Genomic DNA, 7137 nt, shown 5'->3' with positions numbered 1-7137 from the left:
TTCCCCCACAACCCCCCCCCGGCCGGGCGGGCTTTCCTGGCCCCGCCCCGCGGAATGGTCGCCCCGGCGCCCGGGCGGGCCCGCCGAGCGTGCGGCGGCCCGCCACTTGTCGACACCCTTGTGCGCCTTGCCTTCCCAATTGGCGACGCAGCGCGCGGCCTGCCAGGGCACGACGATGTCCGCGCCCGCCTCGGTCATCAACTCCACCGCCAGCTCGGACCGGTCCGACTTCGGCAGTGCCTGCACCACCGTCACCGGCGGCGAAACAGGTTCCGCGACAGTCCGATTCAGGACCTTCAGCTCCAGCCGGTCCTTCTGCGCCGCGACCACCTCGGACTCGGCCAGCACGCCGGCGCCGTCCGAGAGGATGACCGGTTCGCCGACTCGGATCCGGCGCACGGTCGCGGCGTGGCGTCCCTCGGGGCCCGCCAGCACCGCGACGCCGCCCGGCTCCGGGATGTCGTCGAGATAGAAGACCGTCGCGGCCACGGTCCGGTCAGCGTCCGCTGAACGAGGCCCGCAACCGCGCGAACAAGCCGCTGTTGTGCTCCGACTGCGCCGACAGCACCTCGGTGCGCTCACCGTTGCGCGTCGCCTTGTACTTGCGCAACAGGTCCGACTGCTTGCTGTCCAGCTTCGTCGGCACCACGATGTCCAGGTGCGCGACCAGATCGCCGCGCGCGCTGGACCGCAGCTTCGGCATGCCGTGTCCGCGCAGCACCGACACCTCGCCGGGCTGGGTGCCCGCGGGAATGGTCAGTTCGGTCGGGCCGTCGAGGATCGTATCGATCACCACCGTGGCGCCCAGGGCCGCGTCGACCATCGGCACCCGGATCGTGCAGTGCAGATCGTCGCCGTCGCGCACGAACATGTCGTGCGGCTGCTCGACGATCTCCACGTACAGGTCGCCCGCCGGGCCGCCGCCGGGACCGATCTCGCCCTGCGCGGCCAGCCGCACCCGCATGCCGTTGGCCACACCGGCCGGAATCGGCGCGGCGATCTCCCGACGCGACCGCACCCGGCCGTCCCCACCGCACTTGCGGCACGGGTCCGGGATGGTCTCGCCGGTGCCGCGGCAGGTGGGGCACGGCCGCGAGGTCATCACCTGACCGAGGAACGACCGCTGCACGGTCTGCACCTCACCGGCGCCGCCACAGGTCTCGCAGCGCACCGGCTTGGAGTTGCCGTTGGTGCCCGCACCCTGGCACACATCGCACAGCACCGCGGTGTCGACGGTCAGATGCTTGGTAACCCCGACCGCGCATTCGGCCAGCGACAGCCGCGTCCGCAGCAGCGAATCCGCACCCGGCTGCACCCGGCCGCGCGGTCGGCGCGGACCGGCGGATCCCATACCGCCGAAGAACGCCTCGAAGACATCCCCCAGACCGCCGAACCCGGCCCCGGCGAAACCGGCGCCACCGCCGCCCGCCGACTCCATCGGGTCGCCGCCCATATCGACGATGCGCCGCTTCTCCGGGTCGCTGAGCACCTCGTAGGCGGTCGATACCTCGCGGAACTTCTCCTGCGCGTCCGCGTCCGGGTTGACGTCGGGGTGCAGCTCCCGCGCCAGCTTCCGATAGGCGCGTTTGATCTCCTGGTCGGTCGCGTTGCGGCCGATGCCGAGAATTCCGTAGTAGTCCCGTGCCACTTGCGTCTCTAGTCCTGTTCCGAATCTGTTCCGCTCACAACCGTTGCGGCCGTGGCCAACTCATCGCTCGGCGAGCACCTCGCCGATGTACCGGGCGACCGCCGCCACCGAGGCGATCGTTCCGGGGTAGTCCATGCGGGTCGGGCCGACAACTCCCATGCCCCCGAGCACCGTACCCGGCACACCGTACCCGGTGGACACCACGGAGGTGCCACGCATCTGCTCCACCTGCGTCTCCTCCCCGATCTGCACCGTCACCATGCCCGGTTGCTGCGCCGCGGCCAGCAGTTTCAGCACGATCACCTGCTCCTCGAGCGCCTCCAGCACCGACCGCAGCGAACCGGGGAAACCGAAGTCGCCGACGTTGCGGGTGAGGTTGGCGGTGCCGCCGAGCACCAATCGTTCCTCCGGGTGCTCCACCAGTGTCTCCACCAGCACAGTCGAGACCCGCACCAGCACGTCGCGCAGCCGGGGCGGGGCGTGCTCGGGAAGTTCGGCCACCGCCGTGGATGCCGCCGACAGGCGCTTGCCGTCCATGGCCTTGCCCAGCATGCCGCGCAGCGCCGCCAGATCCTCCTCGTCGACGACCGTGCCCAGCTCGACCAGCCGCTGATCGACGCGGCCGGTATCGGTGATCACCACCAGCAGCAGGCGCGCCGGATTCAGCGCGACGACCTCGAGGTGGCGAACCGTCGAGGCCGAGACGGTCGGATACTGCACCATCGCGACCTGGCGGGTCAGCTGTGCCAGCAGGCGCACGCCACGGCGCAGCACATCGTCGAGGTCGACGCCGCTCTCCAGGAATTCGATGATGGCCCGCCGCTCGGCCGGTGACAGCGGCTTCACCTCGGCGATGTTGTCGACGAACTGCCGGTAGCCCTTGTCGGTGGGTATGCGACCGGAACTGGTGTGCGGCTGGGTGATGTAGCCCTCGGCCTCCAGCACCGCCATATCGTTGCGCACGGTGGCGCTGGATACGCCCAGATTGTGCCTGTCGACCAGCGTCTTCGAGCCGATCGGTTCCTTGGTCGCGATGTAGTCCGCGACGATCGCACGCAGGACCTCGATCCGCCGTTGCTCCGTGCTCGGCATCGGCCCCACCTCCTCGCTCGCCATCGGTCCGGACCGGACACGCGACCACGTCACGGCACGACGCGATCGCACGGATCCGGGTTCATCCGGAACCCAGTCTAATTGCCCAGCGGACAATTACCGGCGCACGCGTCCCGACCTGCGTGGGGATGGGCCGCCGCGCAGGTTATTCGGGGCCGGCGGCCTTTCCTGCAGCAGCGTCCAGACCCAGCATGGCCAGCAGCGACGTGCAGTCGTCGGCATCGGTGGCGTAGCTGGCGACCGCGCGGGCGGCCATCGCGCAACGCCGCGCGCCTTCCGCCTTCTCCGCGGCGCGAGACTCGGCGAAGTCGCTCTGATCATTGACAAGGGTGATGCGTGCCTGCGGCATGAGACTCCTCGGGGTTGTGTCGAACGCTACACCCCCGTTCCTCCGCTCTCAGCCCCAACCACCGAATAGGGAGGGCGCACAGCGGGGCAAGTCCGGAAAAACACCGGACAGTGGGTGAGGGCGGAGTGGGCTATCAGGTGAGATGAAGGCTGTCAGGTGAGGTGAAGACAGAGGGCTGTCAGGTGAGATGGAGGCAGAGGGCCGTCAGGTGAGGAGTTCGCGGACGACGGCATCGGCGAGCAAGCGACCGCGTGCCGTGAGAACTATCCGGTCGCGATCCACACGGGCCAGCCCGTCCGCGACAATGCGGTCGGCGGCGCCCCGTCCGGCGGGGTCGAGGTCGCCCAGTGGCAGGCCGGACCGCAGGCGGACCACCAACATGACACGTTCGGTGTACCGCTCCTCCGCCGTCAGCGCCTCCCAGCCCGCCACGGGCAGACCACCCTCCGCGACGTGGTCCGCATACCGTGCCGGATGCTTCACGTTCCACCACCGCACTCCCCCGAGATGGCTGTGCGCGCCCGGTCCCGCGCCGAGCCAGTCGCCGCCGTCCCAGTAGCCGAGGTTGTGGTGGCAGCGGGCGGAATCGTCTGCGGCCCAATTGGATACCTCGTACCAGCTGAGGCCCGCCGTGGCGAGGCGGGCGTCGATGCGCTCGTAGCGAGCGGCAAGGATGTCGTCGTCGGGGGCGGGGAGTTCGCCGCGCCGGACCTTGCGGGCCATCGCCGTGCCGTCCTCGACGATCAGCGAGTAGGCCGAGACGTGGTCGACGCCGGCGGCCAGCACCGCGTCGAGACTGGCATCCAGATCGGCGTCCGTCTCGCCCGGCGTGCCGTAGATGAGGTCGAGGTTGACGTGGTCGAATCCGGCAGCCTTCGCCTCGCGGGCGGCGGCGACCGCGCGGCCGGGCGTATGCGTACGGTCGAGCACTCTCAGCACATGCTCGGCCGCGGACTGCATGCCCAGCGATACCCGCGTGAATCCGGCCTCGCGGATGCGCTCGAAAAATCGCGGCGAGGTCGATTCGGGATTCGATTCGGTGGTCGTCTCCGCATCGGCGGCGAGGGTGAAATTCGCGCGGACGGCATCCAGCACCTCGGCCAGGCCGTCGCCGCCGAGCAGCGACGGTGTCCCGCCACCGACGAATACCGTCGACACGTCCGGCTGCGGGCCGGGCAGCGCGCCGAACACTTCCGCGGCCGTGCGTAGTTCGCCCCGCAATGCGTCCATCCACGACTGCGGCGAGGCGGAGGTGCCCAATTCCCCGGCGGTGTAGGTGTTGAAATCGCAGTACCCGCACCTGGTCGCGCAGAACGGCACGTGAATGTAGATGCCGAACGGGCCGCCGCCGAAGTCCCGCAGCACGGGTCCGGTGTCGGGGCGCAGAGCAGACGACGTCACCGGTCCAGTCTGCCGAGCCGCCGAGTGTGACGTACGTCGGGGCCATCGGCTACCAGGCGGCGGGCTCGTCCTCGCGGAGGCGTCGCAGGGCGTGCTCGATCCAGTTCTGGAAATGGCTCGCCAGATCCTGGGTCGTGGCGGGGCGCACGGTGAGGTGCTCGCGGGTCTGCTGTTGCACGTAGCGGCCGTCGCCGGTGACGTCGAACCAGCCCATGGCGTACCAGGGGTCGGGACGGCTGTGCAGGTAGCCCGTGAGCAGACCGGCCACGCCGGTGCCGTCGAACGGGCGGTCGGTGAGACGGTCGAATCGCTCGCGCGGGCCGTTGCGGCCGTAACCGTCCGGTGGGGCACCCAGGTCGTCGACATGGAAGGTCTCCGGCTTGGCGCTGCCCGGCGGAGCGGACGGGAGGATGGCGGCCAGTCGCCCCGGCAGCTGATCGGTCCGGAACAGGCGGCATCGGATCGGACCGTCGACGCCGTCGGCCGCTGTCTGGGTGAGCATTACCGCGTGGTACGGCGTCCGGGCGCCGAGGACCCGGTATTCGCGGGGCCGTCCCTTGCCGAGAAGTGTTGACTCGCCGCCGATTTCGATCCGGAGTTCGGAGGCGGTCAGGGTGTGGAAGGCGAGGTTGATCTGTTCCCGCTCCTCGCCGTCGTACCGTGCGCGCACGGCCGCCCGATGCGCGGCGACCTCGTCGTTCGTGGCGAGACGGCTGGTGTAGTGCAGTGGATAGGGCAGGCGGTCGTTCGCGTCGCTGTACCACAGCACCGCGAAATCGTCGGGGTCCCAACTCCATTCGGGCATCGTGAGGTCTTTCGTTCGGATTGTGCACAGCGCGGCCGCACCGAAATCGGGATCCGGTCAACGCAAGTCGGGCGAAAGGGCACGCGACGGCGGCAGTCCGCTCGCGCACGCCACCGGCGGAGGTCAGCCGGAAGGCGGTGGCGGATCGGCATAGTCGCCGCCGATCACGCCGCCGGGAATCGTCTTCGGCGCGGGGCCGAGCAACTCTTCCGCGTTCTCCATGTTCCGGAGCCATTCGGGCAGTTCGTGGGCTTTCTCGTCGTCCTCGGGCTTGCCGCGGCCACCGCCGAGACCGCCCATTCCGGGCATGCCCGGCATGCCCGCACCGGCCGCACCCACTCGGCCCGCAGCGGCCGCTGCGCCGCCCGCCGCCGACTGTCCGCCGGCCACACTGCGGCCCGGACCGCCCGCGACGCCGCCCAGACCGCCGCCACTGCCCAGCCCTCCACCGCCGTGTCCACCCGAGTAGCCACTCGCGGTCGTCGGCGCGCCGATACTGCTCGGGGTGGTTCCGGCCTGCTCACCGAGCGCGCTCGCGGGAGCCGTCTGCGAGGGATCGGATCCCGCGGCCGCGGTGGACGGGTCCTGTGTGGTTTCTCCGGATTGGTCGGCGGTGCCCACTTCCCCGTTCGGCTTGCCCGTACCGGGGTCCGGCGTGGTCCCGCCCGGATCCGGAATGTCCAGTCCGCCAGGGACGTAACTGTCGTCCTTCTTCGTCTCCGGCGGTCTGTACAGCGGGTTCGTCGGACTGTCCGGCACCGGAAGAACAGGGATCTGTTTATCGGCCTCGACAAAATTCGCGACGTAATTGTTTTTCATGGCTTCGCGCGCGGTGTTCTCGCAGTCATGGCGCACATGCGCCGAACTGGGCCCGTGCCACACCCCGAGATTCCAGCTTCGCGGGTTGTAGGCGGCACCACCGTCCGGCGGGCGATCCACGGCGTTCCTGGTGTTGTTCACCCCGTCGATCGCCGAGGACACCTGCTGTGCCAGATTCTGCAACGGCACCGTCAAGTCCAGAGCCCGTTGCGCATAGTTCCCGATCGCGGTCCTGGACTTCTCCGCCGCCGGCCCCTCCCACGCCGCCTCACTGGAATGCCGAATCCGATTGGCGAACAATTCCGCCGCCGATGTCCACCGTCGAGCAATCTGGGCGTACTCGTCGACGCTCTTGTTGGCCTCGGTCGTGTTCAGCGGGTTGAAGGCATTGTAAATCCGCCAGTGATCCCACTCGTCGGTATGTTCCCCGCCATCGGTGATCCTCGGCTTTTCGGTCCCGGTCACTGCGACGCTCCGATCGCCGGTGGGGGCGTAACACCGGGCTGAATCTGCTGCGTGCCGATCGGACTGGGCGGGGTGTTCGCCATCAGCTCGTTGTAACGGGCAGCGAATTCCTGATCGGTCTCGAGATACTTCTGCGCAACAGTGCGATGCAGAGTCTGAATTTCGTCGACTATGTCATAGTGCTGTTGCAGGATATCCCAAACGTTGTTAGCGCTGTCTTTCGCCGGGTCGACAATCTTGGCTTTACCACGGAACCAACCGACCACGGTGTTGGCAGAATTCAACCCGTCCGTTGTCTCACCCAGCCCCCAATGCTCGCGACGAGAGACCGTCTGAGCTATTCTCTGGAGTTGCTGAATCTCGTCTTTGAACGCTTGGCAGTCACGCTCGATATATACGAATTCGTCGGCGTTGACCACGACTTTATCACTGAAGCTGACCGACAGATTGCCATTCTCGGCATCTTTTACCAAATTAGCAATAGGGTTTGTGGGCTGCGCACCTTCATCAGCCATGGTCACTGTCCTCCCCGAACTC

8 protein-coding genes are annotated in these 7137 nt (G+C 68.5%); all 8 read right to left on the bottom strand.

All coding sequences use genetic code 11. The features are described 5' to 3' along the window. On the bottom strand, positions 1–489 hold a 489-nt coding region (locus QH470_RS30765), incomplete at its 3' end, for an RsmE family RNA methyltransferase (protein WP_280275874.1). A 7-nt stretch (positions 490–496) separates the two neighbouring features. Then, entirely contained in the window at positions 497–1648 is a 1152-nt protein-coding gene (dnaJ, locus tag QH470_RS30760) for a molecular chaperone DnaJ (RefSeq protein WP_280275873.1), read from the bottom strand. 60 nt (positions 1649–1708) lie between these two features. Next, entirely contained in the window at positions 1709–2740 is a 1032-nt protein-coding gene (gene hrcA / locus QH470_RS30755) for a heat-inducible transcriptional repressor HrcA (RefSeq protein ID WP_280275872.1), read from the bottom strand. Between the two features lie 166 nt (positions 2741–2906). Next, positions 2907–3110 (bottom strand): hypothetical protein, encoded by a 204-nt coding sequence (locus QH470_RS30750; RefSeq protein ID WP_280275871.1) that lies wholly within the window; start codon positions 3108–3110, stop codon positions 2907–2909. A 204-nt stretch (positions 3111–3314) separates the two neighbouring features. Then, on the bottom strand, positions 3315–4511 hold the full coding sequence (gene hemW, locus QH470_RS30745; RefSeq protein ID WP_280275870.1) for a radical SAM family heme chaperone HemW: 1197 nt from the start codon (positions 4509–4511) through the stop codon (positions 3315–3317). A 49-nt stretch (positions 4512–4560) separates the two neighbouring features. Further along, complete coding sequence (locus QH470_RS30740) at positions 4561–5316, bottom strand: ESX secretion-associated protein EspG (RefSeq protein WP_280275869.1); 756 nt, start codon at positions 5314–5316, stop codon at positions 4561–4563. A gap of 123 nt (positions 5317–5439) precedes the next feature. Continuing rightward, positions 5440–6600, bottom strand: a complete 1161-nt coding sequence (locus tag QH470_RS30735; RefSeq protein ID WP_280275868.1) for a hypothetical protein — start codon at positions 6598–6600, stop codon at positions 5440–5442. Next, on the bottom strand, positions 6597–7115 hold the full coding sequence (locus tag QH470_RS30730; RefSeq protein WP_280275867.1) for a hypothetical protein: 519 nt from the start codon (positions 7113–7115) through the stop codon (positions 6597–6599). Before QH470_RS30730 ends, QH470_RS30735 begins: the two co-directional genes overlap by 4 nt. Positions 7116–7137: the final 22 nt, after the last annotated feature.

This window comes from Nocardia wallacei, assembly GCF_029868745.1.
GTDB lineage: Bacteria > Actinomycetota > Actinomycetes > Mycobacteriales > Mycobacteriaceae > Nocardia > Nocardia wallacei_B.
Note: the sequence above shows the minus strand (reverse complement) of the source record. Positions and strands in the feature narration are given on the sequence as shown.